The following is a 24966-nucleotide window of genomic DNA, read 5'->3' as shown; positions in this document are numbered from 1 at the left end:
TATCCCCCTGCAATTTTAAGCTGCAGCGCTGATAACCCGCGTGAAGCATGCCGCCGGTGAACAGTACAGACCCCTGGGGTCGCCAAAAACTGCTCTTTCTTCTATTTTCAGGCGTAAGAATGACCGACTACCTGCTCCTTTTTATTGGCACCGTGCTGGTGAATAACTTCGTTCTGGTGAAGTTTCTCGGCCTTTGTCCTTTTATGGGCGTTTCCAAAAAACTGGAAACGGCCATTGGCATGGGACTCGCCACCACGTTTGTTATCACCCTGGCCTCGATCTGCGCGTGGCTGGTGAATCACCTGATCCTGCTGCCGCTCGATCTGGTGTATCTGCGTACCATGGCCTATATCCTGGTGATTGCCGTGGTGGTTCAGTTCACCGAAATGGTGGTGCGTAAAACCAGCCCCGATCTGTACCGCCTGCTGGGGATCTTCCTGCCGCTGATCACCACCAACTGTGCCGTGTTGGGCGTGCCGCTGCTGAGCGTTAACCTCAATCACACCTTCCTGCAGGCCGCGCTGTACGGCTTCAGCGCCTCGCTCGGCTTCTCGCTGGTGATGGTGCTGTTTGCTGGCATTCGTGAACGCCTGGTGCTGGCCGACGTGCCCGCGCCGTTTAAAGGCTCCTCCATTGCACTGGTGACCGCCGGGTTGATGGCGCTGGCCTTTATGGGCTTTACCGGACTGGTTAAATTCTGATGACGGCGATTTGGATTGCGATTGCCGTGTTAAGCGCCCTCAGCCTGATTTTCGGAGGGCTGCTGGGCTATGCCTCACGCCGCTTTAAAGTTGAAGAAGACCCGATCGTTGAGCAGATCGATGCCCTGCTGCCCCAGAGCCAGTGCGGTCAGTGTACCTATCCCGGCTGCCGCCCCTATGCTGAAGCGGTGGCCAACGGCGGTGAGATGATCAACAAATGCGCACCGGGCGGAGAGCAGACCATGCTCAAGCTGGCCGCGCTGCTGAACGTTGACCCGCAGCCGCTGGGTGATGAAGCCGAGCTTGAACCAGAGCGCAAGGTCGCCTGGATTGACGAAGCTAACTGCATCGGCTGCACCAAATGCATTCAGGCCTGCCCGGTGGATGCCATCGTCGGGGCCACCCGCGCGATGCATACCGTGCTGAGCGATGTCTGTACCGGCTGCGATCTTTGCGTTGCCCCCTGCCCGACCGACTGCATTGAAATGCGCCCGGTTGCGACCACCACTGCCAACTGGAAATGGGATCTGCAAACCATCCCGGTTCGGGTTATTCCTGTAGAAAGTCATGCTTAATCTGTTCAAGAGATTTAAAAAAGACGCAATCTGGGACTTCGAAGGCGGTATTCATCCGCCGGAAATGAAGACCCAGTCCAACGGCACGCCGTTGCGTCAGCTACCGTTGCCCGATCGCTTTATTCTGCCGCTGAAGCAGCATATCGGTAGCGAAGGTGAAATCTGCGTGCGCCCGGGCGATAAAGTCCTGCGCGGACAGCCGCTGACCTTCGGCAACGGCCGCATGCTGCCGATTCACGCCCCGACGTCCGGTACCGTAACGAAAATCGCCCCGCATATGACCGCACATCCCTCGGCGCTGGCCGAAATGTGTATCTTTATCGAGCCGGACGGCGAAGACCGCTGGTGCGAAAAACAGACGGTCGGCGACTATCGCCAGCTTGAGCGCAGCGACGTTGTGGCACGCGTACATAAGGCAGGCGTTGCCGGTCTGGGCGGCGCGGGATTCCCGACGGCGACCAAACTGAGGGGCGGCCTGCGCGGGGTCAATACCCTGATTATCAACGCCGCCGAATGCGAGCCCTATATCACCGCCGATGACCGGCTGATGCAGGACTGTGCCGCAGAAGTGCTGGAGGGCAGCCGCATCCTGGCGTGGATCCTTAACGCAGAGCGCGTGCTGATCGGGATTGAGGATAACAAGCCGGAAGCGATTGCCGCGCTGAAAGCCGCTCTCGGCGATAAGCGCGATCTGCAGATCCGGGTAGTCCCGACCAAATATCCCTCCGGCGGCGCCAAACAGCTGACCCGCATTCTGACCGGCAAGGAAGTGCCGCACGGCGGTCGCTCCACCGATATTGGCGTGCTGATGCAGAACGTCGGTACGGCCTTCGCGGTTAAACGCGCGGTGATCGACGGTGAGCCGCTGACCGAACGCGTCGTGACCCTGACCGGTGAAGCCGTGAAGCGTCCGGGCAACGTGTGGGGACGCCTCGGTACGCCGATCGCCCATCTGCTTCAGCAGGCGGATTTCGAGCCGGGCAACGAACAGATGGTGGTAATGGGCGGCCCGCTGATGGGCTTTACCCTGCCGTCGCTGGACGTGCCGGTAGTGAAAATCACCAACTGCATCCTCGCCCCCTCCGCCAGCGAAATGGGCGTCAGCGAGCCGGAAAAAGGCTGCATCCGCTGTAGCGCCTGTGCCGATGCCTGCCCGGCCGGTCTGCTGCCGCAGCAGCTTTACTGGTACAGCCGCGGCGGCGATCACGATAAAGCGCGTGCGCACAATATCGCCGACTGCATTGAGTGCGGTGCCTGCGCCTATGTCTGCCCGAGCAATATTCCGCTGGTGCAGTACTACCGCCAGGAAAAAGCCGAGATTCAGGCCATCGATATGGAGTCCGAGCGCAACGCGCTGGCCAAGGCCCGCTTTGAAGCCCGCCAGCTGCGCCTTGAGCGCGAAAAACAGGCGCGTGAAGCGAAGCATCAGCAGGCGAAACGCACCGTTGCCGCCACGGATGCGGATGCGCTGAACGCCGCCCGTGAACGCGTGAAGGCGAAACAGCAGCAGAGCGAAGCGGCAGACGCTGCCGCCGCCGATGTGAATGAACGCCCGGCAGACGATGCAGCAAGAGCAGCGCTGCGTGAAGCGCGTCTGGCGGAGGCGAAAGCCCGCCAGGCCGAGAAGCAGGCAGAAACCGAACCGGCGACCCGCCAGGCGGAGGATCCGCGTAAGGCGGCCGTTGCGGCGGCGATTGCTCGTGCTAAGGCGAAGCAGGCGGCTCAGGCGGGTGATGCGGTTGACGAAGCACCCGTTGCGCAGGCTGGATCCGCTGCGGCACCGGTCGCGGAACCGGCTGCTGACGCTGACCCACGCAAAGCAGCCGTTGCCGCCGCCATTGCCCGCGCTAAGGCCAAGAAAGCCGCGCAGGCGGGTGAAACGAATGCAGAGGATCCGGTGGTGAAAACTGAATTTGCAGCCGAACCAGTTGCCGATGTCGATCCGCGTAAGGCTGCCGTTGCTGCCGCCATCGCCCGTGCTAAGGCGAAGAAGGCCGCTCAGGCGGGTGAGACGGATGCAGAGGCTCCGGCCGTGAAGCCTGAAGCTGCGGCCGAACCGGTTGCCGATATCGATCCGCGCAAAGCAGCCGTTGCCGCCGCCATCGCCCGCGCTAAGGCCAAGAAAGCCGCGCAGGCGGGTGAAACGGATGCAGAGGCTCCGGCCGTGAAGCCTGAAGCTGCGGCCGAACCGGTTGCCGATGTCGATCCGCGTAAGGCTGCCGTTGCCGCCGCCATCGCCCGCGCTAAGGCCAAGAAGGCCGCTCAGGCGGGTGAGACGGTTGCAGAAGCTCCGGCGGTGAAAACTGAACCTGCGGCCGAACCGGTTGCCGATGTCGATCCGCGTAAGGCAGCCGTTGCTGCCGCCATCGCCCGCGCTAAGGCGAAGAAGGCCGCACAGGCGGGTGACGTAGTGGCGAATTCCCCGGCACCAGAAGCGGAAGCCCCTGCGACACCGGTGACGGAGTCAGTAGCCGAACCCGTTGCTCAGGCCGCCGCTGAAGATCCCCGCAAAGCCGCCATCGCCGCCGCCATTGCCCGCGCCAAGGCCAAGAAGGCCGCGCAGGCGGATGATGCGGTTGCAGACGTTCCGGCTTCTGAAGCGCAAGCCCAGGTTGCGCAGCGGCCAGCAGTAAAAATTGAACAGGAAGCGACAGCTTCTGAAGATGCACGTAAAGCAGCGGTGGCTGCGGCGATTGCGCGGGTCAAAGCGCGCAAAGCTCAGCAGCCTTCGACGCAAGAGGATTAAATGGCATTTCGTATCGCAAGTTCGCCCTATACCCATAACCGCCGCAGCACCAGTACCATCATGCTGCTGGTGCTGCTGGCCGCCCTTCCCGGCATGGCCGCGCAGTGGTACTTCTTCGGCTGGGGAAATATTATTCAGGTACTGATTGCCGCCGTCGCCGGTATCGGTGCCGAAGCCGCAATCCTGCGTCTGCGCAAGCTCCCGCTGGTGCCAACGCTCAAGGATAACTCTGCGCTGCTGACCGCCCTGCTGCTGGGGATCAGTATCCCGCCGCTGGCGCCGTGGTGGATTGTGGTGATCGGGACCCTTTTTGCGGTGGTGATCTCAAAGCAGCTGTACGGCGGCCTGGGGCAAAACCCGTTTAACCCGGCGATGGTCGGCTATGTGGTGCTGCTGATTTCTTTCCCGGTGCAGATGACCAGCTGGCTGCCGCCGGACACGCTGCAGGGCATCACCCCAACCTTTAGCGATACGCTGAGCATGATCTTCCATTTCCATACCGTGGATGGGCATAACATGCAGCAGCTGCAGATGGGCATAGACGGTATCAGTCAGGCCACGCCGCTGGATACCTTCAAAACTGGCCTGCGCGCGGGGCACTCCGCCGAGCAGCTGCTGGCGCAGCCCATTTACAGCGGCGTGCTGGCCGGTCTTGGCTGGCAGTGGATTAACGTTGGCTACCTGGCCGGTGGCCTCTTCCTGCTGTGGACCAACAGCATTCGCTGGCACATTCCGCTGAGTTTCATCGGTTCGCTGGCGCTGTTTGCCACCGTCGGCTGGCTGGCCTCGCCGGATACCCTGTCGTCACCGATGATCCATCTGTTCTCCGGTGCCACCATGCTCGGTGCCTTCTTTATTGCCACCGACCCGGTTACAGCTTCCACCACCAATAAAGGCCGGCTGGTCTACGGCGTGCTGATTGGCCTGCTGGTCTGGCTGATCCGCAGCTTCGGCGGCTATCCGGACGGAGTGGCATTTGCGGTACTGCTGGCCAATATCTGCGTTCCGCTGATTGACTACTACACGCAGCCGCGCGTTTACGGCCACCGTAAGGAGAAATGATGCTGGATGCGATTCGTAAAAACGGCGTGACGCTGGCGGTATTCGCCGCCGTTACCACCGGTATGACCGCGGTGATTAACACGGTCACCAAGCCGACTATTGAGCATCAAACGGCGCTGCAGCAGAAGGTGCTGCTGGACCAGGTGGTGCCGACCGAACTGTATAACAACTCGATTCAGAAAGAGTGCTATATCGTCAGCAGCCCGGCGCTGGGCAACGGTTCGCCCCATCACCTTTATGTGGCGCGTATGGATGATAAGCCGGTCGCTGTCGCCATTGAGACAACCGCGCCGGACGGTTATTCCGGGGCGATTCAGATGGTGGTCGGGGCCAATTTCACCGGCACGGTTTACGGCACCCGCGTTGTTGAGCACCATGAAACGCCGGGGCTGGGCGATAAAATCGAACTGCGTATCTCCGACTGGATCAACAGCTTCAACGGCAGGAAGGTTACCGGCGCGGACGACACGCATTTTGCGGTGAAAAAAGACGGCGGTGATTTCGATCAGTTTACCGGTGCGACCATCACCCCGCGTGCGGTGGTGAATGCAGTGAAGCGCACGACGTTGTATATTGAAACCTTATCCGGGCAGATTTCCTCGCTGCCAACCTGTGGAGATGCCAATGAGTGAAGCTAAAACCCTGCTGATCGGCGGGCTGTGGAAGAATAACTCGGCGCTGGTTCAGCTGCTGGGCCTTTGCCCGCTGCTGGCCGTGACCTCAACCGCCACCAACGCCCTCGGGCTGGGTCTGGCGACCACGCTGGTGCTGACCCTGACCAACAGCGGCATTTCGATGTCCCGCCGCTGGGTGCCGTCGGAAATTCGTATCCCGATTTACGTGATGATTATCGCTGCCGTGGTGAGCTGCGTGCAGATGCTGATTAACGCCTACGCCTATGGACTGTATCAGTCGTTGGGGATTTTCATCCCGCTGATCGTCACCAACTGTATCGTGGTGGGTCGCGCGGAGGCCGTGGCGTCGAAAAGCAGCATTCCGCTTTCCGCGCTTGACGGGGCCGCTATCGGTCTGGGGGCCACCAGCGTAATGGTGGTGCTGGGGTCGATTCGTGAAATCATCGGCAACGGCACCATTTTTAACGGTGCCGATCAGCTGCTGGGTCCGTGGGCTAAGGTCATGCGCGTTGAGGTGATCCACTTTGATTCCCCCATGCTGCTGGCGATGCTGCCGCCGGGGGCGTTTATCGGCCTTGGCATGCTGCTGGCGGCCAAATACCTGATTGATAATAAAATGAAACAGCGCGCCGCCCTGAAAGCTGAGAAAGAAGCACAGACGACGCTGCCGGATGGAAAAATGGCTCAGTGAATAAAGATAAGCGCCTGCAAATTCTGACCCGCCTGCGGGATAACGACCCGCATCCTACAACCGAGCTGATGTTCAACACCCCTTTTGAACTGCTGATCGCCGTGCTGCTCTCGGCACAGGCGACCGACGTCAGCGTCAACAAGGCGACCGCGAAGCTTTACCCGGTGGCCAATACGCCGGCGGCGATGCTGGCGCTGGGCGTGGACGGGATAAAAGAGTACATCAAGACCATCGGCCTGTTTAACACCAAGGCCGAGAACGTGATTAAAACCTGCCGGATCCTGCAGGAGCAACACGGTGGCGAAGTGCCGGAAAACCGCGAGGCGCTGGAGGCTCTGCCCGGCGTGGGCCGCAAAACCGCGAATGTGGTACTGAACACCGCGTTTGGCTGGCCGACGATTGCGGTGGATACCCATATCTTCCGCGTCTGTAACCGGACCCGCTTTGCGCCGGGTAAAAACGTGGAGCAGGTCGAAGAGAAGCTGCTGAAAGTGGTGCCGAAAGAGTTCAAGGTAGACTGTCACCACTGGCTGATCCTGCACGGTCGCTACACCTGCGTGGCGCGTAAGCCGCGCTGCGGATCCTGCCTGATTGAGGATCTGTGTGAGTTTCCGGAAAAGGTGGAAATCTAACTCTCACTGTTACCACGCCCTTACCGCCCGGCAGAATATGGCCGGGTGTTTAGATTTCCCCCCTATTTTTCCCACTATCATCCTTCAGCCCCTTCTCAACCCCTTGTTTACACTCAATCAGTGTCCAGATTGAATAATGACCGATGAAAGGTCTGCAGATTCGCATATTTAACGTGTTATCTCTGGTTTATCCCGGTAAAACACAGGGATATTTTAAGAAAAGTTTTTTCATTCCGACAATTATCGGCATTTTTTTGACTTGAATCACAAAACACGCCATGACGGGCGATCCAGCTACTTACTACGCATAACCAACTGATTTAAAACCACTTAAATCACGATATTTACTATTAAATGCCATAATAAACGCCTGTTAGCGAGTTAAATTTTATATTCCCTCTTTCCAGTAGAGCACGCTTCTGGCTGGCTAAAGTCTGCACCAGACTAAAAATTAAAACGCATTTAGTGTAAAATAATCAGCACTTCATGCTGGCTGACGGGCAAATACACCAGCCTGATACCAAAAAATTAGCGAAATTTAGCATTGAAAAAATGCTTGCCCTCGGGGGAGCAATCGGCGAAATTGTTGGCCGCTTTTCATGTTCTATAACTATAAGGCGAGCGTACGTCCCGCGCTTCGTCAGCTTAATTCCTGCCACAAAACAGGTCTTAATTCAGAGGTACAAGTGTCTACTGCAAACAAACATCCCGAGGCGGCAAGCCTCAACGCTTTTAAACAACCGAAAGCGTTCTATCTGATCTTCTCCGTTGAGCTTTGGGAGCGATTCGGTTTTTACGGCCTGCAGGCTATTATGGCCGGCTATCTGGTCAACACGCTGGGTATGTCCGAAGCGCAGTCCGTAACGCTGTTTGCGTCCTTCAGTGCGCTGGTTTACGGCATGGTCGCTATCGGCGGCTGGCTGGGTGACAAAGTGCTGGGCACCAAACGCGTGATTGTGCTGGGGACGATTGTGCTCGCCGCAGGTTACGGGCTGATTGCCTGGTCCGGGCATAATGTCGCGATGGTCTATCTCGGCATGGCCACCATCGCGGTGGGGAATGGCCTGTTTAAAGCCAACCCCTCTTCGCTGCTGTCTACCTGCTATGCGAAGGACGATCCGCGTCTTGATGGCGCATTCACCATGTACTACATGTCGATCAACATTGGTTCGTTCTTCTCCATGCTCGCCACGCCGGTACTGGCGGCGAAGTTTGGCTGGAGCGTGGCCTTTGCCCTCTCCTTCGTCGGCATGCTGATCACCCTGGTGAACTTCCTGCTGTTCCGTAAAACGGTAAAGGACTACGGTTCCAAGCCTGACTTTGCGCCGCTGCAGGTGGGTAAGCTGCTGGCAACGCTGGCCGGCGTAGTCGTACTGATCGGCGTGGCGTACTGGCTGCTGCACAACCAGGGCATTGCCCGCCTGGTACTGGCGGTTATCGCCATCGGTATCGTGATGGTATTTGCTAAAGAAGCGCTGGCGCTGAAAGGCGTTGCACGCCGTAAGATGATCCTCGCCTTTGTGCTGATGCTGCAGGCGGTGGTGTTCTTTGTGCTGTACATGCAGATGCCTACCTCCCTGAACTTCTTCGCCATCCGCAACGTGGAACACAGCATTCTGGGTATCGCCTTCGAGCCGCAGCAGTACCAGGCGCTGAATCCGCTGTGGATCATGGTATTCAGCCCGCTGCTGGCCGCGATCTATAACAAAATGGGCGACCGCCTGCCGATGCCGCACAAGTTTGCGCTGGGTATGGTGCTGTGTTCCGCCGCGTTCCTGGTCCTGCCGCTGGGCGTGTCCTTCGCCAGCGAACAGGGTATTGTTCCGGTCAGCTGGTTGATTCTGAGCTATGCGCTGCAGAGCGTGGGCGAACTGATGATCTCCGGTCTGGGCCTGGCCATGGTGGCGCAGCTGGTCCCGCAGCGTCTGATGGGCTTTATCATGGGTTCCTGGTTCCTCACCACCGCCGGTGCGGCGATGATTGCCGGTAACGTTGCCAGCATGATGGCTATTCCGTCCGATATCACCAATCCTCTGGAATCGCTGCATATCTACGGTGACGTGTTTATGAAGATTGGTATTGTCACCGGGATTATTGCCGTGCTGATGCTGCTGACGGCATCGCGCCTGAATCGCATGACGCAGGAAGGCAAGCCCGCTGCTGAAAACGTCACGGCCTGATAGCCCGATTGTCTGACCGCCCGGAGCACCCTGCTCCGGGCTATTTTCCCGAGTCCTTCCTTGATTGCCTGAAACTGCTTATTCAATTGATCTGTCACGCTGACATTTCGCCACGCGCGCAGTAAGATGAATTCAGAACGCCCCTCAAACCTCAGGAGAACGCAATGAAGCTGTTCTGTAAACCCGGCGCCTGTTCGCTGTCCCCCCACATTGTGCTGCGCGAAACCGGCATCGATTTCACCCTCGTTACGGTCGATCTACAGACCAAAAAGACCGAACAAGGCGAGGACTATCTGCAGATCAACCCTAAAGGACAGGTCCCTGCTCTGCAGCTGAACGACGGTTCGCTGCTGACCGAAGGCGTGGCCATTGTGCAGTACCTGGCCGATCTCAAAAGCGACCGTCAGCTGCTGGCACCCTGTGGCAGCCTGAACCGCTACCACACCCTGGAGTGGCTGAACTACATCGCTACGGAACTGCATAAAGGGTTCAGCCCGCTGTTCCGCCCCAATACCCCGGACGAATTCAAGGCAAGCACGCGGGAGCTGCTGGAGAAGAAGTTCAGCTACGTGAACAGCGAACTGAAAGATAAGCAGTGGCTGATGGGTCTGCGCTTTACCGTGGCGGATGCCTACCTGTTTACCGTAACCCGCTGGGCGCACGCGCTGAAGTTGGATCTGACCGGTCTGGATGCGCTGCAAAGCTGGTTTGACCGCGTGGCTGAACGCCCTGCTGTCGCGGCTGCCCTGAAGGCGGAAGGCCTGGTCTGAGAACAAACGGTCAGACGCTTTTGGTCTGGCCTGATGAAAACGGGCAGGCGCTGATGGCCTGCCCGACGATGCACTGTTCCGCGCTCAGCGGAAAACCTGCCAGCGAGACTACAGCTTCACCGCGTCAAAATGCTGCACCGGTTCCGCGATTGCGTTCTGCGCCGCCACCAGCTGCAGTTCGTACTCGCCCATCTGATGGGTTTTCAGCATCACTTCATACACCGCGGCGGTAACGTGCTCCAGCGACTGCTGCAGCGACAGGCCGTGCAGCAGGTCCACCAGCAGCAGCCCGCTGCTCAGATCGCCCACGCCCACCGGCTGACGGACGCCAAAGTCGATCAGCGGACGGCTGATATGCCACGCCTCGTCGGCGGTAATCAGCAGCATTTCAAAACGATCGCTGCGATATCCCGCACGGGCGAGATGCTTCACCAGCACCACTTTCGGCCCCTGGGCAATCAGCTCGCGTGACACTGTCACCGCCTCTTCCACGCTGGACACGCTGCGGCCGCTGAGAATTTCCAGCTCAAGCAGGTTCGGCGCAATAATATCGCTGGCCGGCAGGGCGGAAAGCCGATGAAACTCCGCTACGCCGGGAGCGACGATGCAGCCCTTTTCCGGGTGGCCCATGACCGGATCGCAGAAGTACCAGGCGTTGGGGTTGGCGGCCTTCACCATACGAACGATTTCCAGAATCTGTTCGCCCTGCTCGGCAGAACCCAGATAGCCGCTCAGCACCGCATCACAGGTTTTCAGACGGTCGATATCGTTAATTCCACGCGCAATATCGGTAAGATGCGTCGCGGGCATCACCGTGCCGGTCCAGTGACCGTACTGAGTGTGGTTGGAAAACTGCACGGTATTGAGCGGCCAAACGTTTGCGCCCATGCGGCGCATAGGAAATTCCGCCGCACTGTTGCCGGCGTGGCCAAATACCGTATGGGACTGAATGGAGAGAATATTTTTCATCGTGCTGACCTGTACATTCCTGCCAATAAAAAAGCCGGTTGACCCGGCTTTAGCAGCGGGGCTGGCCCCGCGAGTTATTTTATTTCCAGCAGATTAAGCTGTAATTCTTTTTGCCGCGACGCAGCAGCGTGTAATGACCGAACAGGCGATCGTCTTCGCCCGGCACATATTCCGCGTTGGTTTGCAGCGTGCCGTTGAGGCTGATGGATTTCGCATCAATCAGCTTGCGCGCCTGCCCACGTGACGGAGCCAGCTCGGCGTTAACCAGCGCCTGCTGCAGATCCTGTCCCGCTTCCAGTTCGGCGGTTGGCATACCGTCCTGCGCCAGCTGCGCCAGATCCTGCTCGTTCAGGTCGCTCAGCGCACCGGAAAACAGGCTGTCGGTAATGCGTTTTGCTGCCGCCAGGCCTTCAGCGCCGTGTACCAGTCCGGTCACCTGCTCTGCCAGCACGTACTGCGCCCGTGGGGCTTTACCGCTGTTCTTGTCTTCTTCTTCCAGGGCGTTGATCTCTTCAATGCTCATAAAGGTGAAGAACTTGAGGAAGCGATAAACGTCCGCATCGGCGGTGTTGATCCAGAACTGGTAGAATTTGTACGGACTGGTTTTCTTCGGATCGAGCCAGACCGCGCCGCCCTCGGTTTTACCGAACTTGGTGCCGTCAGATTTGGTGATCAGCGGAACGGTCAGACCAAAGACCTGGTTCTGGTGCAGACGACGGGTTAAATCGATGCCGGAGGTGATGTTACCCCACTGATCGGAGCCGCCAATCTGCAGCACCACGTCGTGGCGCTCGTTCAGGGCGGCAAAATCGTAGCCCTGCAGCAGGTTGTAGGAGAACTCGGTGAACGAGATGCCCTGATCGTCGCGGTTCAGGCGCTGTTTGACGGCTTCACGGTTAATCATCTGGTTAACGGAGAAGTGTTTACCAATATCGCGCAGGAAGGTCAGCACGTTCATGCCGCCGAACCAGTCGTAGTTATTGGCGGCAATCGCGCTGTTATCACCGCAGTCAAAGTCGAGGAACGGCGCGACCTGATGACGGATTTTCTCTACCCACTCGTTAACGGTATCGGTGGTGTTCAGCTGACGCTCAGTTGCTTTAAAGCTCGGGTCGCCGATCAGACCGGTTGCCCCACCCACCAGCGCCACCGGTCGGTGACCGGCATCCTGAAAGCGCTTCAGGCAGAGTAACGGTACCAGATGCCCCAAGTGCAAGCTGTCTGCGGTGGGATCGAAGCCGCAATAAAGAGAGATTTGGCCCTGCGCCAGTTTTTCTCCTAACGCGTCCTCATCCGTTACCTGGGCTACCAGGCCCCGCTCTTGCAATTGTTTGATCAGGTTACTGCTGGCCATCTAAGACTCCATGTAAAAAAAGTCTGCACCTAAGCTGGTACACAGCTTTCCGCTCACACGCGGAGAAAAAATAAGGGATATAGAATAATGGCCCACTTCGCTCGAATCCAGCGGTTAAGCCATTATTTCGCGTTTCATTTCACGCATCAGGGGGCCAGGCGGTCAATCGACCAGGAATTGTCATCTTCACGCTGGTAGAAGAAGCGATCGTGCAGGCGGTGTGCGCCCCCCTGCCAGAACTCCATTGAGTCGATTTTGATGCGGAATCCGCCCCAGAAGCTGGGTAGCGGGATCTCGCCCTGCTGGAATTTTTGTTTAAGTTCGAGGAATTTTCCTTCCAGCACGCCACGGGCAGAGATGCGGCTGGACTGTTTGGATACCCAGGCACCCAGCTGACTGTCGCGCGGGCGGCTGTGGAAATATTTGATCACTTCCAGCGTTGAAAGGCGCTCAACGCTGCCCAGCACCATTACCTGACGCTCCAGCATGTGCCAGGGAAACAGCAGGCTGATGCGGGGATTCTTTTCCAGCTGCTGCGCTTTGCGGCTGCCGAGGTTGGTGTAGAACACCATTCCCTGCTGGTCGAAGTGCTTGAGCAGCACGATCCGCTGGTAGGGCTGGCCGCGTTCGTCAACCGTCGCAACGCTCATCGCTGAGGGGTCGGGCAGCTGCGCCGCGACCGCCTGCTCGAACCAGTGCTCAAACAGTTTCAGCGGGTCTTCGGGAAGGTCTTTGCGGCGCAGGCCGCCACGGGTATATTCGCGCCGCAGGTGGGCAATTTGTTGCAGGTGATCGCTGTCGCTCATCGCTCTGACTTCTGGTTGGGAAGGGATAAGGCATTGTGCGCCCCACCCTTCATTATTTCAATGGGTTAACCTGCGTTCTGTAACTGACAGTCATTTATGATGATTTTGTCATTACGCTCAATAAAGGCAGAATCACCCTTGGACCAGAAGACATAGTTACCGTCGCTGTAACGGGTACCCGATGCCGCCACCTGCTGTTTTAACGTCAGCGGGTTGCCGTCGAGGATCAGGCTGACTTCACTTTTTGCGTTATCGAGCTGAACGGTTAACGGCAGCGTGCCGCAGGTATAGTGCAGCGTTCTGGGCTGTTCCTCTGCGGAATGCTGGAAGTAGCTACAGCCTGAAAGCAGCAGCGCCGCCACGATAATCCCCTGTTTCATCACCTTCTCCTGTGTTTAACGTCATTCCGCTTCAGCCTAAAACGCTCTTTCCCGAGATGCAATCAGCGTAATGGACGATTTGCCGGGAATATTGCGCCAATCACGCTGGATTCGCGCGCGCCGGTTACCGAAGGCAGATTGCCCGGCAGCCCGCTCAGCGTGCGCCAGGCCAGCCAGGCAAACGCCAGCGCTTCCATATCGTCGCCGCTGATCCCGGCTTTATCGGTACTGGTGACCTCCGTGCCCGGCAGCAGCGCCACCAGCCGTGAGATCAGCTGCAGATTACGCCCGCCGCCCCCGCACACCAGCAGCCGCTCACAGCCACCGCTCAGTAATACCTGTCCGGCGATGGTGCTGGCCGTCAGCTCAATCAGTGTGGCCTGAACATCCTGCGCGGCCAGCCCGGGGAACATCGCGAGATGGCGCTCCAGCCAGCCGAGATTAAAGTATTCCCTGCCGGTGCTTTTCGGTGCGCTGAGTGCGAAATAGGGATCGCTGAGCATTTGCTGCAACAGGGGATAAATAATACGCCCACCGGCACCCCAGGCACCGTCGCGATCGTAGGGTTTGCCCTGCTGCCGCCAGATCCAGGCATCGAGCAGCATATTGCCCGGCCCGGTATCATAACCTCGCGGAGGGTGGCCCGGCATCAGCAGGGAAAGATTGGCGATGCCGCCAATGTTGAGCACCATTCTGCGCTCGCTGGGATGCATCAGCACCGCATGATGGAAAGCGGGAACCAGCGGCGCGCCCTGGCCTCCCAGCGCCATATCCCGGCGGCGGAAGTCGCCGACCACCGTGATACCGGTGGCCGCCGCGATCTGATTATTGTCGCCGATCTGCAGGGTGTTCGGCGCGTCGCCATTCGGTTCATGCCACACCGTCTGGCCGTGGCAGCCAATGGCGGTAATATCCTCACGGCTCAGCCCCTGGCGTTTCAGCAGGGTATTCACCGCCTCCGCAAACAGCCGGCCCAGGCGGGTATCCAGCTGTCCAAGCTGTGAGAGCGTCAGCGGCTGCCCCTGACAGATGGCGAGGATCTGCAGCTTAAGCTCGTGCGGAATGGGATGTGAATAGCTGGCCTGCTGAGCCACCATCTGCTGATCGATAGCGGCAACAACGACGTCAACACCGTCAAGACTGGTTCCTGACATCACACCAATATAGCGTCCCGATTTCATGCGTTTGCCTTAACCCCGCGTAAGGGCGTGAAAATGATGCTGCCAGCCTGGCAAATTATCCTTAGCAATACCATGATTTAGTGAACATTTTTTCAAGCCCGATGTCATTAAGCGTACTGATAAGACATTTCATGCGGTGATTGATATGGTGTTTAAGCATCGTGGGCTATATTTCTTTTACTTTTTTCACATCCAATAGTGAGAAATGCACAGCTGGTAACATATAATGAGGCCATTACGGCTGCCTGACTCTGTGCAGCAACTGCAATAAAAAGGAGTTCTTAATATGATGAAGCGTTTACTAGCCGTGACACTTGTCGGGATGACGCTGGCGGGTTGTGCAAATAACGATACATTGTCAGGTGATGTGTATTCCGCGTCGGAAGCCAAGCAGGTTCAAAGCGTCTCTTACGGTACTCTCGTTTCCGTTCGTCCGGTTCAAATCCAGGGCGGCGAAAACAGCAACGTTATCGGCGCTATCGGCGGTGCCGTACTGGGTGGCTTCCTCGGTAATACCGTGGGCGGCGGTACAGGCCGCAGCCTGGCAACGGCCGCAGGCGCAATTGCCGGTGGCGTAGCCGGTCAGGGCGTAGAGTCCGCGGTGAACAAGAGCCAGGGCGTAGAGCTGGAAATCCGCAAGGATGATGGCAATACCATCATGGTGGTTCAGAAGCAGGCTGCCAGCCGCTTCTCGGTCGGTCAGCGTGTTGCGATGGCCTCAAACGGCAGCCAGATCACCGTTTCCCCACGCTAAGCCCTTTCTTTCCGGGTTTGATACTGATGCCGGTCACCTCAGGTGGCCGGTATTTTTTTATCCTGCGTGAAACGCAACGTCATATCCCTGCGCCTGCCAGTGCGTCATCTGCTCCTTTTGAAGCGGCGTCAGCGGATGCCCCGTCCAGACAAAAATGTGCTGGCCCGGAAAAAGCTCAGGCCGCGGCGATTCGAGGGGTTCGGAGAGCACATCAACATGCCAGCTCCGCTGTGAAAGCCGCCAGGCTTCAAGCCACAGCTGCGTTCGGTCGTCGTTAGCCCAGCTTAATAATAACGTCTCTCTGCCCGGCTTTTTCCGCGCGGCCGCAAGGCATGCGCTGGCGTAGTCGATCAGTGCGCCATCAAACAGGCTGTTCATGGAGTGGGCGGTCATCAGGTCAAGTGCCAGCCGCTGGCGAACGGGAAGGATAATCTGATCGATTGCCACGTCAACGGGATGTTTACGCCCCACTTCGCCGATCAGGGCGCGCAGTTTAACCGGCCTGGCCTGGCGTAGGATGGTCATCATCTCTTCCTGCCGCGATGCCGCCCCCTCCTGCAGATTGATTTCGCTCTCTTCTAAAAGCGCTTTCACCTTGCCGACGGAAACACCGCTTTCGATCCAGCGCTTAATCTCTTCGATACGCTGGATATCGTCTTCATCAAACTGGCGATGCCCGCCTTCGGTGCGCTTGGGTTTCAACAACTCGTAGCGCCGCTGCCACGCACGCAGCGTCACCGGATTTATTCCGCAACGTTCCGCGACATCACCAATACTGTAAAAGGCCATTCACTTCCTCATCCCCAGCCGATACATCATGGTGCAAGTATACACATTAAAGCTGTACAACGTTCTGACATTTATCTCAGTTTTGGCTACGATGCGTCTGCCTGGCGGGGAAACCTGTACCGGGGTGTCAAAAGTGTAACCTACGGATAGTAGTGAAAATATTGAGGGTTGTAACGATTTGAACGGGGGCGAAAATCAGACAGCGCTGATTTTATCGTCAGCGCTGTACAGGATTTCGGCAAACGGACTGGAATTACATCTCGGTCAGCATTTCAGGCCAGGCGATAGCCGGGATACCCTGGAAAGCCGGCGCCGCAAACAGGTGGCCCTGGAAGTGTGAGACCCCGGCGGATTCCAGCCACATCCACTCTTCGGGCTGCTCAACGCCGACGGCTGAAACCCGAATCTCAAGCGAGGTACAGCACTGGATGATCGCCCGAACGATGGCCTGTCGGGGGCCGCTTTTGTGCACGTCACGGATCAGTTCACGGTTGATTTTGATTCGTTCCGGCTGGAATCTCGCCAGCAGTGACAGGCCTGCAAACCCACCGCCAAAATGGTCGATCGCCACGCGGATGCCGGCCGCTTTCAGCTGCCTGACCGCATTCGTAAAGTCGTCGAGGCGGGAGATAACCTCATTCTCGGTAAACTCAACGATGACCTGTTCAGGGATCAGCCCGCTGGCGGCGATCTCGGCCAGCAGGAAATCGACCGCATTGGGCATTCTGACCAGCGTCATAGGCAGCAGGTTGACGGACAGCGTCTGCGCCGCCACGTTTAACTCACCGGCAAGACGGAAGGCAACCTGCTTACTTCTCAGATCGGCCTCGTACAGCGCGTCATCTTCAAGCCCGCTGAAAAATACCTGCGCGGTATCGCCGCAAGGGGTGCGTATTAAGGCCTCCAGCGAGACAATCTCCTGCGCGAGCGGATCGACTATTGGCTGAAAAGCAAAGCTGCAGTTCGCTGCGATGCCCGCCGGGAGCGCCTCAAGCGTAACGCCATCCCCTTCAGGAATGAAGGCCCAGGAATCCGGACGCGGGATTTCAAAGTAGTTTTCTTTTTCCGTCGCTTCAACGAACGTGCGGAAAAAGTGCAGCGCGCGGTCATCGTAAAGCAGCTGATATTTCGACGTTCCCTGATTCAGTATGCGCTGGAGAACGTCTTCTTTCTCATAATCGCGTAAGTCAAAGAGTTCCATTCCCGCTTTGCCGAACCGCCGGTTTGGCGCGAAATCACAAAGCAGTTCAACCACGTTGTAGTGGCGTTTGTCTGCACAGATGTGGTTGTAAATCTCAAACACGCTTTCCTGCGGGCCTTCGAGTAGCTGGAAGAAGTGGATCCCGTTGAAAAGCAGAATACCCGTGACGGCAGCCTGGCCATTTTTTGCATTTGCAGCGGCAACCATTTCCTTGAGTGCCTCGGTCGGGAAAGGCTCACAAATATGGCTGCGATAAATAAGGGTAGTGAGCATGAAAATTCCAGCAGATCGATAAAGGGAAAGTCAGATTAGCAGATGACCGACAACCCGTCTTGTTAAGTCCAGTGAGTAATAGAGCACGACTCCTCACTGGATTTTCTGACTGTTCAACTTCGGCAAGGGTGCCGAAAGTAACCTGTACAGTTCGCAGGGAATTCAGTTTGAAGGTGCCGTTAATTTCCTTAAAAAACAGAATAATAGAAGGTTTCTGGAAATGCAGCAATTTTTTGTACAATTTTCTATGTACAAGTTTAAAGTATTCGTATAACTTTATTGCATCTTGAATTATTTTGTAAATCAGAGGAGTGACAGATGCAGCAGAACCGATACATGCCGGATACAGCAAATGCCATTACCCGCTATTTCAATAAAGCAGACCAGTTTGAACAGCAGGCGACCCTTGGGCAGATCGTGGTTGAAATACTGACCGACGGGCGCAGCCTGAATCGCAAAGCGATTTGCACCAAATTACTTGGCCGTCTTGAAAACGCCGCCGATGCTAAAGAAGAAAATCATTATCAGACGCTAATTGGTTTGCTTTTCGAGAACTGAAACTCCAGTAACGAAGGCTTAGTGCCGCCTGAAATTGTCCTGTTTCGCGGCGATAAGAAATGTTGTTATGAATAAAATTGAACACGAAAGACTGACCGAGCAACTGATTGGAGAAGCTGCTTTTACGCTTCTGCAGAAAAAAGGCCCGATCAATAAGCAGTCGCTGACGCGTCAACTGCAGCAGATGGCCAGTCACGAGGTGGACAGCGAACGTCGTGCATTTATTGCCGGTCTGGTTGCCGAGTTGAGCAGTGACGGGCCCTCGTTTTTCAAGGGCAACGGAATGTATCAAAGTGCGGAACAAAATTCGGACAATGTGTACCCCATTTTTGGTGAGAATACTGTTTCCGTCATTCCCAGGAAACACTAACTGATTACGGCGATTTATAACCTCTACGGTGAGAACAATGAACCAGACAGCAAGAAAAAACACAGAGAGTTTTCAGGGTATTCCGGGTAGCAGCCTCTCTGAGTATTTCCGTACCTCAGGCGAAGCGCTGGCAGAGGAATCGGCACTGCTTGGGCAGGTCATCCGCAGCATTCTTGCGTCCAACCAGCACCTGACCAATAAGGCGATTATTGCGCGGCTCATAGACGTTCTTGAATACACCGACAGCGTGGTCACCGGTGACGTCGTCCGTAAGACTCTGGAAATCGTTCTGGATCATACGGTTGATGATATTTGAACCGCTGTAGGGTAACGGGCCAATGAGCATTGCAACGCGGCGATGCTCATGCCACTCTCACTGACATTCACGACAACTCACTGATAAAAAGCCGCCAGACAGTGCTATCCCTCTGCCACGCAGCCCGCGTTTCAGTCATCTTTGCGCTGGAGTTCCACGATATTTTTTTCCAGCCGGGCAATCAGCGTTACCAGCTTCTTGATTTCATCCGGTGAAATACCGGCCAGAATATCGTCCCGCGTGGCGTCAATCACGTCTTCAACCTGATTAATAATCGGCTCGGCTTCCTCCGTCAGGCGGATGCGTTTGGCGCGCCGGTCGTTAGCGCAGGTGCTGCGAACGATCAGCCCCTTCTCTTCCAGCTGATCCAGCGTGCGCACCAGCGACGGCTGTTCAATGCCGATGGCTTTTGCCAGCTGGATCTGCGACTGCTCAGGGGGCAGCTGATGAATATTGTGCAGCGTCACCCAGTGCGTCTGCGTCAGCTCCAGCGGTTTCAGTCTTTGATCGATTAATGCGCGCCAGATGCGCACCAGTCTTGCAAGGTCGGTTCCCAATGGGGTATCCAATTTCCACTCCTTATAATTAGCTTGCTAGCTATCAAGCCTCATTTTAGACTATTCTGCGAGTTTCCAGGACAAAATACAAATCGCTCCATAAAGCGCTTGTATCAGATTTTTAGTCGCCACCGGGCCGACGACGAGAAGGATTTACAATGTGATGACGACAACCTCCCCCATAGCGGCCCCTTTCACCGACCTGGTTTTGGGCGCCTCTCTCTACTTTCCTCCCCTGTTCAAGGCCGTCCTGTGCGGTTTTTTCCTGTGGTTAATGCTCCATCCCTTGCTCCGTGACTGGATGTATTCCGGTGAAATCTGGCACCCAACGCTGCTGGACCTGTCGATTTTTATACTCTGCGTCAGCGCCTCGCTGTGGTTATGGTTGATGATTTCTGGATAACGTAATGAAACTGAATTCGCTTAAGTATTTTTCAACGCTAATCGTCTTTGCTGCGGCCCTGTGTGCGGCGTGGTGGTTATGGAACTACTACATGCAGTCCCCCTGGACCCGCGATGGCAAGGTTCGCGCGGAGCTGGTCAACGTGACCCCACAGGTATCGGGACGCATTACGCAACTCTCGGTGAAAGACAATCAGTTCGTTCATCAAGGCGCGAAATTATTTAAACTCGACGACGCGCCCTATCGCATCGCCGTCAGTACGGCTGAATCACAGCTGGCTAAGGCCCAGTCCGAGCTGATAAAGGCGCAGCACGAGGCACGCCGCCGCCAGAACCTGCCCCGCAACGTTATCTCCGCGGAAGATCTGGATGAAGCCAGCCTGGCGGTTAAATCTATGGAAGCCAGCGAGAAAGCGGCGCAGTCCCAGCTCGATGATGCCCGCTGGGAACTGTCGCAGACCGTGGTTTATGCCCCTGTCGACGGCTGGATTAATAATCTGGTCACGCGTGAGGGCGACTACGCCACCAGCGGCTCACCCCTGTTTGCCCTGGTCGACAGCCACTCGTTTTACGTGATGGGATATTTTGAAGAAACCAAGCTGCGCCATATCCGGCCAGGCGCCAGGGCCAGACTGCGGCTTTACAGCGACGACCGCGAGCTTAGCGGCGTGGTCGAGAGCTTTGGCCGGGCGATCTACGATCAGAGCGTTGAAACCGACAGCGGCCTGACGCCCGATATCAAGCCTAACGTTCCCTGGGTCAGGCTGGCTCAGCGCGTGCCGGTTCGCATCCGGCTGACGGATCCGCCGGCGGATCTGCCGCTGGTGGCCGGTACCACCGTGACGATTTCACTCCAGTTCTGAGGTTGAAATGAATCTGAGCTGGCTGGAGTGGCAGCATCTGCCGTGGATCAAAGCCACGGGAGCGCAGTGGCGCTATGCGTTACGTAATTCAATTGCGATGTGTCTGGCATTAAGCATTGCCTACGGACTACAGCTCGATCAGCCCTACTGGGCGATGACCTCGGCGGCGGTCGTCAGCTTCCCCACGGTGGGTGGCGTCATCAGCAAAAGCCTGGGCCGTATTGTCGGCAGTATGATTGGTGCCGGGGCAGCGCTACTAATTACCGGCCATACCCTGAACGAACCCTGGCTTTTTACGGTGACCATCGCCGCGTGGCTGGCTTTCTGTACCTGGGTTTCCAATCACTATCAGAACAACGTCGCCTATGCCTTTGCCCTGTCGGGCTATACGGCGGCGATTATCGCCTTTACCTGCGTTAACGTCACCGATTCCAGCGAGCTGTGGACCATTGCCCAGGCACGCGTCTGTGAGGTGATCTCCGGCATTTTGTGCGGTGCGCTGATGATGATGGTGCTGCCCAGCACGTCGGACGGCGACACGCTGATTAACTCGCTTAAACAGATGCACGTTAAGCTTCTGGAGCACGCCACCCTGCTGCTACAGCGGGAAACCACGGATAACATGCGGCACGCGCATGAAAACGTGATCGGTCAGATCCTGACGATGAACCTGCTGCGCATTCAGGCTTTCTGGAGCCACTATCGCTTCCGCCGCCAGAATAACGTGCTGAACTACGTTCTCCACCAGCAGCTGCGGCTGACCAGCGTCATTTCCAGCCTGCGGCGAATGCTGCTTAACTGGCAGGAGCCGCCGGAGATCCTCTTCCACGCCACGCAGCAGCTGCTTGCTGAACTGGCGCAGAAAAACTGTGATAAGTACCGCCTGGCGCAGATCCTGCAAAGCGCGGCCCCCCGCGATGTCAGCGACTATCAGCATCACGCTTACTGGAAGCATCTGCGCTATTTTTGCTGGCTGTACCTGAATAACTCGCGCTGGATCCGCCAGTTCGAACGCGCGGACGGCGACACCCGGCTTACCCCTCCGAAGGTCCCTGCCCTGGCCCGCCAGGCAGATGGTGCAGAAGCGGGCTGGAGCGCCATCCGTACGTTCAGCGTTATCGTGCTGGGCTGCAGCTACTGGATTGCCACCCAGTGGGATTCCGGTGCGGCGGGCATCACCCTGGCGGCGATCGGCTGCGTGCTTTACTCCTCGTCGCCTTCCCCCACCGCCAGCACGCTGCTGATGTTAAAAACCCTGGGCCTGCTCTCCGTATTCAGCTTTGTGATGATGTTCGGCGTGATGGTGCAGATCACCGTACTGTGGCAGTTCCTGATCGTTCTGTTTCCGCTGCTGCTGACCATGCAGCTGTTTAAACTTCAGCAGAAAAAGTATGCGGCACTGTGGGGGATGCTGATCGTGTTTATGGGATCGTTCCTGTCGGTGACGAATCCCCCCGTTTATAACTATCAGAGTTTTATTAACGATAATCTGGCCAAGGTGAGCGGCGTCACCCTGGTGTGGATCGCGTTCAGCATTCTGCGCCCCAGTTCGGACAAGCGCCGCAGCCGTCGCCATATTCGCGCCCTGCGTCGGGAGTTTCTCGACCAGCTCAGCCGCAGGCCGCGCCTGAGCGAAAGCAGCTTCGAGTCGCAGATTTATCACCGCATCAACCAGCTTAACGCCAGCCGGGATGAAAATGCCCGACTCTGGCTGCTACGCTGGGGGATGGTGCTGCTGAACTGTTCACAGATTGCCTGGCAGCTGCGCGAGTGGAAAACGTCCTCGGCCACCCTGGCGGCATTGCGGGATGCGGTACTGCACGACCTGCGAAACATTATCAGCGAACGCGGGATCCATCCCGTTTCGCTGGCCGATACGCTGGTCACGCTGCAGCAGCGCATCGATTTACTGCTCAAAAGCGGCGATCCGCAGGAAATTGAGCTGGCGGGCATCGTCTGGCGCCTGCTCTGCTCGCTTTCGCAGCTGCAGCCGCGCGAAACGACCGCATAACCGCCCCGGCTCCGGCTGGCGCGCCGGAGCCGGTTTCCTTAAGGTACGTCGTATCCCAGCGCGGCTTTACGAATGCGGAACCACTGCTGGCGGTTCAGTGAGAAGCCAGTCGACGCGGCGGCGCTGCGAACCCGCTCAATCTTTCCGCTGCCGATAATCGGCAGCGGTCGCGAAGGCAGCGCCATAATCCAGGCATAAATCACCTGCTCAATATTATCAGCGCCCGTTTCCTCACGAACCCGCTCCAGCTCCTCACGCAGTGCCTGGTGTTCCGGGCGGGTGAAAATTTCCCCGCGACCGAGGCATGACCAGGCCATCGGCCTGATGCGGATCTGCTGGCACTGATCCAGCGTTCCGTCCAGCAGCAGATCCTGTTGGATTGGCGAAATCTCGACCTGATTAGTGGCCAGGGTAAACGGCAGGCGCGACTGTAACAGCGAATACTGTGCAGGGGTAAAGTTGGACACGCCGAAGTGCTTCACCTTACCGCTCTGATGCAGCTGCAAAAACGCCCCGGCTACCTCGTCGGCGTCCATCAACGGGTCCGGGCGATGGATCAGCAGCAGATCGAGGTGGTCGGTGTGAAAATAGCGCAGGGAATTTTCCGCGCTCTGGCGGATATGCTGCGCGTCGGTCCGGTAGTGGCCCAGCGCGTGTTCCGCTTTTGCGGTGGTGGCAATGCCGCACTTGGTCACCAGCTGCAGGCGTCCGCGCAGCGACGGCTGTAGCCGCAGCGCCTCACCAAATGCCGCCTCGCACTGATAGCCGCCATAGATATCCGCATGATCGACGGTGGTAATCCCCAGCTCCAGATGCTGTTCTATAAAGGTGTTCAGCTGCTGTGGCGACATCTGCCACTCCATCAGCCGCCAGTAACCCATCACCAGCGGCGAAAATACGGGGCCCTGCGGGGCAATCTGCACGGGTTGCAACATGACTCTCTCCATAACGTTGTGTGAACCGGCTCGGGCGGCCCGGCTTAAAACAGGGTGGGCTGATCCGGCTCGTCGGCAGCGGGGACAGGCTGGCCTCTCTGCTGTCGCAGAAAGCGCTGGCGGCACAGACGCAGGACGTCGCGTTTTTGTGCATCGCTGAAGCTGTTCCAGTTGAACCGCTCCTCGCGGCTGCGCAGGCAGCCACGGCAGTAGCCGCGCGCATCGGCCTGACAGATCCCGCGACAGGGGCTGGGTACCGGGAAAAACTCTAACTGTTCTGCCACACCGTCTCCTGCTGGATCGTATTTTCTCTATTGAAGTGCGTCGACGGTTACTGTACAAGCCCGCTCAGTGGAATTTTGGAAAAATAATCGCGAAGCGCCTGGAGCGCCTGGCGACTTTTTTCAGGCAGCACCCGTTCCAGGGTCAGGGCGGTCAGCTTCAGCGACGGCGCCCGCCATTCCGGTAACAGCACCATCAGCTGGCCGCTGTTCAGCTCGGCGCGAATTTCATTCAGCGGCTGCAGCGACAGCCCCATACCTGCCAGAGTGAATTCGCGGATCACCAGCATGCTGTCGCTTTGTACCTGCCCCTCGCCCAGCCGCAGAATTTGCGTTTCCTCGCGCGGATGATGCAGTTCAATCACCCGTTGATAAACATGCCCCTGGATCCAGCGATGGCCCGCCAGCTGCTGCGGCGTTTCCGGCACGCCGTGACGGGTCAGATAGGCCGGTGCGGCACAAATCACCATCGGCCATTCCACCAGCGGATGGGCAATCATGCTGGCATCGCCGAGCTGCCGGCTGAAGCGCAGAGCAATATCAATCCGATGCTCAATCATATCCAGCACGTTATCGGTGGCGATGATTCGCAGCCGTAGCCCGGGATGTTGCAGCAGCAGCGGCGACATCGCGCTGCACAGCGGCTGCCCCCCGATGCCCACGGTCGCACTGATGCGCAGTTCACCGGTAAGCGTGTCGCGCATCTCGGCCAGCCGCCGTTCAGCTTCACGGGCGTGGCTCAGCATTGCCTCACACCCGGGATAGAACGCGGCTCCGGCATCGGTCAGCGTCAGTTTACGCGTTGAACGGTACAGCAGCGGCACGCCGACCGCCTGTTCCAGTGCCCGCAGATGCTGGCTTACCGCCGAGGCCGACATGCCCAGACGGCGCGCCGCCCCCGCCAGTGACCCTTCGCTGACCACGATGGCAAACACCGCCATTCTGTTCAGTTTTTCCACTATTCGTAAGCCTTG

The 24966-nt window shown here is 57.5% G+C and carries 27 protein-coding genes; 16 read left to right on the top strand and 11 right to left on the bottom strand.

The window, feature by feature from the left end; translation table 11 throughout:
- The first annotated feature begins 119 nt into the window (after positions 1–119).
- From rsxA to gstA, 9 genes are all read left to right on the top strand, one after another.
- Positions 120–701 carry an electron transport complex subunit RsxA gene (gene rsxA / locus PGH32_RS06580; RefSeq protein ID WP_105594928.1) on the top strand — a complete coding sequence of 194 codons (582 nt, stop codon included), beginning with the start codon at positions 120–122 and terminating at the stop codon, positions 699–701.
- Complete coding sequence (gene rsxB, locus PGH32_RS06575; RefSeq protein WP_314421707.1) at positions 701–1276, top strand: electron transport complex subunit RsxB; 576 nt, start codon at positions 701–703, stop codon at positions 1274–1276. Before rsxA ends, rsxB begins: the two co-directional genes overlap by 1 nt.
- Positions 1269–4022, top strand: a complete 2754-nt coding sequence (gene rsxC, locus PGH32_RS06570) for an electron transport complex subunit RsxC (RefSeq protein WP_337893531.1) — start codon at positions 1269–1271, stop codon at positions 4020–4022. The genes rsxB and rsxC overlap by 8 nt, the downstream gene beginning before the upstream one ends.
- Positions 4023–5084 carry an electron transport complex subunit RsxD gene (gene rsxD, locus PGH32_RS06565; RefSeq protein WP_314421709.1) on the top strand — a complete coding sequence of 354 codons (1062 nt, stop codon included), beginning with the start codon at positions 4023–4025 and terminating at the stop codon, positions 5082–5084.
- On the top strand, positions 5084–5716 hold the full coding sequence (gene rsxG, locus PGH32_RS06560; RefSeq protein WP_337893530.1) for an electron transport complex subunit RsxG: 633 nt from the start codon (positions 5084–5086) through the stop codon (positions 5714–5716). The genes rsxD and rsxG overlap by 1 nt, the downstream gene beginning before the upstream one ends.
- Positions 5709–6410 (top strand): electron transport complex subunit E, encoded by a 702-nt coding sequence (locus tag PGH32_RS06555; RefSeq protein ID WP_314421715.1) that lies wholly within the window; start codon positions 5709–5711, stop codon positions 6408–6410. The genes rsxG and PGH32_RS06555 overlap by 8 nt, the downstream gene beginning before the upstream one ends.
- Positions 6407–7042: an endonuclease III gene (gene nth, locus PGH32_RS06550; RefSeq protein ID WP_337893529.1), complete on the top strand. Its 636-nt coding sequence runs from the start codon at positions 6407–6409 to the stop codon at positions 7040–7042. The genes PGH32_RS06555 and nth overlap by 4 nt, the downstream gene beginning before the upstream one ends.
- A 686-nt stretch (positions 7043–7728) precedes the next feature.
- On the top strand, positions 7729–9222 hold the full coding sequence (gene dtpA, locus PGH32_RS06545; RefSeq protein WP_314421720.1) for a dipeptide/tripeptide permease DtpA: 1494 nt from the start codon (positions 7729–7731) through the stop codon (positions 9220–9222).
- Positions 9223–9386: 164 nt separating this feature from the next.
- Positions 9387–9992: a glutathione transferase GstA gene (gene gstA, locus PGH32_RS06540; protein WP_314421724.1), complete on the top strand. Its 606-nt coding sequence runs from the start codon at positions 9387–9389 to the stop codon at positions 9990–9992.
- Positions 9993–10100: 108 nt separating this feature from the next.
- On the opposite strand, the gene pdxY is transcribed toward gstA, so the two are convergent.
- The 5 genes from pdxY to anmK form a co-directional block, all read right to left on the bottom strand.
- On the bottom strand, positions 10101–10961 hold the full coding sequence (pdxY, locus tag PGH32_RS06535; RefSeq protein ID WP_314421726.1) for a pyridoxal kinase PdxY: 861 nt from the start codon (positions 10959–10961) through the stop codon (positions 10101–10103).
- A gap of 79 nt (positions 10962–11040) precedes the next feature.
- Positions 11041–12315 carry a tyrosine--tRNA ligase gene (tyrS, locus tag PGH32_RS06530; RefSeq protein WP_337893528.1) on the bottom strand — a complete coding sequence of 425 codons (1275 nt, stop codon included), beginning with the start codon at positions 12313–12315 and terminating at the stop codon, positions 11041–11043.
- 146 nt (positions 12316–12461) lie between these two features.
- Entirely contained in the window at positions 12462–13121 is a 660-nt protein-coding gene (pdxH, locus tag PGH32_RS06525) for a pyridoxamine 5'-phosphate oxidase (protein ID WP_314421734.1), read from the bottom strand.
- Between the two features lie 65 nt (positions 13122–13186).
- Entirely contained in the window at positions 13187–13501 is a 315-nt protein-coding gene (locus PGH32_RS06520) for an MliC family protein (protein WP_314421736.1), read from the bottom strand.
- Positions 13502–13563: 62 nt separating this feature from the next.
- A complete protein-coding gene (gene anmK, locus PGH32_RS06515) occupies positions 13564–14682 on the bottom strand; it encodes an anhydro-N-acetylmuramic acid kinase (protein ID WP_314421740.1) in 1119 nt (372 codons plus the stop codon).
- Between the two features lie 286 nt (positions 14683–14968).
- On the opposite strand from anmK, the gene slyB reads away from it, so the two are divergent.
- Positions 14969–15436: an outer membrane lipoprotein SlyB gene (gene slyB / locus PGH32_RS06510; RefSeq protein WP_123330363.1), complete on the top strand. Its 468-nt coding sequence runs from the start codon at positions 14969–14971 to the stop codon at positions 15434–15436.
- Positions 15437–15493: 57 nt separating this feature from the next.
- Here the strand turns inward: slyB and PGH32_RS06505 are convergent, their stop codons facing one another.
- Complete coding sequence (locus PGH32_RS06505) at positions 15494–16225, bottom strand: MerR family transcriptional regulator (protein ID WP_314421742.1); 732 nt, start codon at positions 16223–16225, stop codon at positions 15494–15496.
- Positions 16226–16478: 253 nt separating this feature from the next.
- Positions 16479–17699 carry a diguanylate phosphodiesterase gene (locus PGH32_RS06500; protein ID WP_337893527.1) on the bottom strand — a complete coding sequence of 407 codons (1221 nt, stop codon included), beginning with the start codon at positions 17697–17699 and terminating at the stop codon, positions 16479–16481.
- Positions 17700–18017: 318 nt separating this feature from the next.
- Here PGH32_RS06500 and ycgZ point away from each other — a divergent pair, with 318 nt between their 5' ends.
- The 3 genes from ycgZ (at position 18018) to PGH32_RS06485 (ending at position 18943) form a co-directional block, all read left to right on the top strand.
- Positions 18018–18257: a regulatory protein YcgZ gene (ycgZ, locus tag PGH32_RS06495; protein WP_314421749.1), complete on the top strand. Its 240-nt coding sequence runs from the start codon at positions 18018–18020 to the stop codon at positions 18255–18257.
- 67 nt (positions 18258–18324) lie between these two features.
- Positions 18325–18627, top strand: a complete 303-nt coding sequence (locus tag PGH32_RS06490; protein ID WP_337893526.1) for a hypothetical protein — start codon at positions 18325–18327, stop codon at positions 18625–18627.
- A 37-nt stretch (positions 18628–18664) separates the two neighbouring features.
- On the top strand, positions 18665–18943 hold the full coding sequence (locus PGH32_RS06485) for a biofilm development regulator YmgB/AriR family protein (RefSeq protein WP_314421755.1): 279 nt from the start codon (positions 18665–18667) through the stop codon (positions 18941–18943).
- Positions 18944–19074: 131 nt separating this feature from the next.
- Here the strand turns inward: PGH32_RS06485 and slyA are convergent, their stop codons facing one another.
- The gene (gene slyA / locus PGH32_RS06480) at positions 19075–19512 is read right to left on the bottom strand and encodes a transcriptional regulator SlyA (protein WP_314421758.1); all 438 of its coding nucleotides are present in this window, start codon (positions 19510–19512) and stop codon (positions 19075–19077) included.
- Between the two features lie 151 nt (positions 19513–19663).
- On the opposite strand from slyA, the gene PGH32_RS06475 reads away from it, so the two are divergent.
- Genes PGH32_RS06475 through PGH32_RS06465 form a run of 3 tightly spaced genes read left to right on the top strand, consistent with a single transcriptional unit; the run spans position 19664 to position 22776 of the window.
- Entirely contained in the window at positions 19664–19903 is a 240-nt protein-coding gene (locus PGH32_RS06475; protein ID WP_337894271.1) for a DUF1656 domain-containing protein, read from the top strand.
- Positions 19904–19907: 4 nt separating this feature from the next.
- Entirely contained in the window at positions 19908–20765 is an 858-nt protein-coding gene (locus PGH32_RS06470) for an HlyD family secretion protein (protein WP_337893525.1), read from the top strand.
- Between the two features lie 7 nt (positions 20766–20772).
- On the top strand, positions 20773–22776 hold the full coding sequence (locus tag PGH32_RS06465) for an FUSC family protein (RefSeq protein ID WP_314421764.1): 2004 nt from the start codon (positions 20773–20775) through the stop codon (positions 22774–22776).
- A 38-nt stretch (positions 22777–22814) separates the two neighbouring features.
- Here the strand turns inward: PGH32_RS06465 and PGH32_RS06460 are convergent, their stop codons facing one another.
- From PGH32_RS06460 to PGH32_RS06450, 3 genes are read right to left on the bottom strand one after another with little or no spacing between them, the layout of a single operon-like run.
- Positions 22815–23711, bottom strand: coding sequence for an aldo/keto reductase (locus PGH32_RS06460; RefSeq protein ID WP_337893524.1), 897 nt, complete (start codon positions 23709–23711; stop codon positions 22815–22817).
- 44 nt (positions 23712–23755) lie between these two features.
- Positions 23756–23995: a DUF1289 domain-containing protein gene (locus PGH32_RS06455; protein WP_314421769.1), complete on the bottom strand. Its 240-nt coding sequence runs from the start codon at positions 23993–23995 to the stop codon at positions 23756–23758.
- Between the two features lie 47 nt (positions 23996–24042).
- The gene (locus tag PGH32_RS06450) at positions 24043–24951 is read right to left on the bottom strand and encodes a LysR substrate-binding domain-containing protein (protein ID WP_337893523.1); all 909 of its coding nucleotides are present in this window, start codon (positions 24949–24951) and stop codon (positions 24043–24045) included.
- Positions 24952–24966: the final 15 nt, after the last annotated feature.

This window comes from Erwinia sp. SLM-02, from assembly GCF_037450285.1.
GTDB lineage: Bacteria > Pseudomonadota > Gammaproteobacteria > Enterobacterales > Enterobacteriaceae > Erwinia.
The sequence above is the reverse complement of the archived record's forward strand: the minus strand, read 5'-3'. Positions and strand labels throughout refer to the sequence as shown.